This is a genomic window from Bradyrhizobium sp. 23, assembly GCF_023073295.1.
GTDB lineage: Bacteria > Pseudomonadota > Alphaproteobacteria > Rhizobiales > Xanthobacteraceae > Bradyrhizobium > Bradyrhizobium canariense_D.
Map to the genome: position 1 here is coordinate 97,212 of NZ_JADPJF010000124.1, position 1,691 is coordinate 98,902.

The window sequence follows — 1,691 nt, forward strand, 5'->3', positions numbered from 1 at the left end:
GATATCGCCGCGCTCGAAAGGCGCGCGGACGAGGTTGCCAAATTGCTCGCCAGCCACGCGCCGCTGACGCTGAATGCGACCAAGCAGGCCGTGGCGCGCCTGCAAAGGCGCCTGACGCCCGACGAGGGCGAAGACCTCATCCTGATGTGCTACACGAGCCAGGATTTTCGCGAAGGGCTCGATGCTTTCCTCACCAAGCGCGCGCCGCAATGGCGCGGCCAATAGGACGCCCCGATGCAAAGCGATCGCTCGCAATCAACCTCCGGCCGTTCGGGGCCGCTTGCCGGCCTCAAGGTCATCGATCTCACCCATGTCATGGCAGGGCCGACCTGCACCTTGATGCTGGCCGATATGGGCGCCGACGTCATCAAGATCGAGAAATCGCCGAACGGTGACGACACCCGCCATTCGGTGCCGCCGAAGATCGGCGACGAGGCGGCCTCCTTCCTGATGATGAACCGCAACAAGCGCGGCATCGTGCTGGATCTGAAGACCGATGGCGGCAAGCAGGTGTTGCGGCGGCTGATCGCGGGCGCCGACGTGCTGGTCGAGAATTTTGCGCCGGGCGCCATGGAGCGCCTCGGCTTCGGCTATGACGACCTGCACAAGCAGCATCCAACGCTGATCTATTGCTCGCTGTCTGGCTTCGGCCGCACCGGACCCTACAAGCATCGCCGCGGCTTCGATCTGGTCGCCCAGGCCATGAGCGGAATCATGAGCTTTACCGGCGAACGTCCCGATGGTCCGCCCGTGAAATGCGGCCCGCCGCTGTCCGACATCACCGCCGGCCTGCTGGCGAGCATGGGCATCCTCGCGGCCTACACGCACCGTCTCAAGACCGGCGAAGGGCAGTGGGTCGAGACCTCGCTCTATGAGGCCGCGCTGGTGCAGACCTACTGGCAGTCGACCATCGCGCTGGCCGCGGGCACCGCGCCGCGGGCCATGGGTTCGGCGCATCCGCTCAACGCGCCATATCAGGCGTTCGAGGCCTCGGACGGCTGGTTGGTGGTCGGCGGCGCCAACAAGAAGCATTGGCTGTTGATGCTGGAGGCGCTCGGCGCAAGCGAGCTCGCAGCCGATCCACGCTTCGTCACCGGCGCCGACCGCATGGCCAATTTGAAGGAACTCGAAGCTGTTCTGAGCGAGCGCTTCCGCACCCGCACGCGCGCGCACTGGCTGGCGGCACTGGACGAGAAGGGCGTGCCGTGCGGCCCCGTGCACGACATGCTGGAGGCGCTCAGCGATCCGCAGACGCTGGCGCGCGAGATGGTTGTCGAGGTCGAGCATTCCACGCTCGGGCCCGTGAAGACGATCGGCTTGCCGGTCAAGTTTTCGGAGACCCCAGGCAAAGTGCGCACGGGCGCGCCGGTCTACGGTGAGCATACAAGCGAGGTGCTGGCCGAGCATGGGTTCGACCGGAAGCAGATCGACGCGCTCGAACAAGAAGGCGCAATCGTGTTGGCATCGGGAAGAGGCGAGGAACGGGTCGCCTGACCGGACGTCGAAAACAACAAGAACAAGAGACAAAAATAAGCTGGAGGACATCATGGGTCAGACATCAAAACTTCTGCTCTCCGCAGCCGTAATTGTGCTCGCCGGCACGACGCCGGCGCTCTCGGCCTGGCAGCCGCAAAAGCCGATCGAGTTCGTGGCGACCGCCGGGCCCGGCGGCGGCACGGACAATCTCGCGC

At 65.3% G+C, this 1,691-nt stretch carries 1 protein-coding gene and 2 pseudogenes; all 3 read left to right on the top strand.

Annotated features, from left to right (window positions below):
* Positions 1–225 (top strand): annotated as a pseudogene (locus IVB32_RS29595) (enoyl-CoA hydratase); the annotation flags it as partial.
* Positions 226–234: 9 nt separating this feature from the next.
* Positions 235–1,494: a CoA transferase gene (locus tag IVB32_RS29600; protein WP_204511108.1), complete on the top strand. Its 1,260-nt coding sequence runs from the start codon at positions 235–237 to the stop codon at positions 1,492–1,494.
* 52 nt (positions 1,495–1,546) lie between these two features.
* Positions 1,547–1,691: pseudogene (locus IVB32_RS43155) on the top strand (tripartite tricarboxylate transporter substrate binding protein); the annotation flags it as partial.

What these genes read in the sequence shown, in the direction of transcription:
- IVB32_RS29600 (WP_204511108.1), top strand. Translation starts at nt 235, where the DNA reads ATGCAAAGCGATCGCTCGCAATCAACCTCCGGCCGTTCGGGGCCGCTT.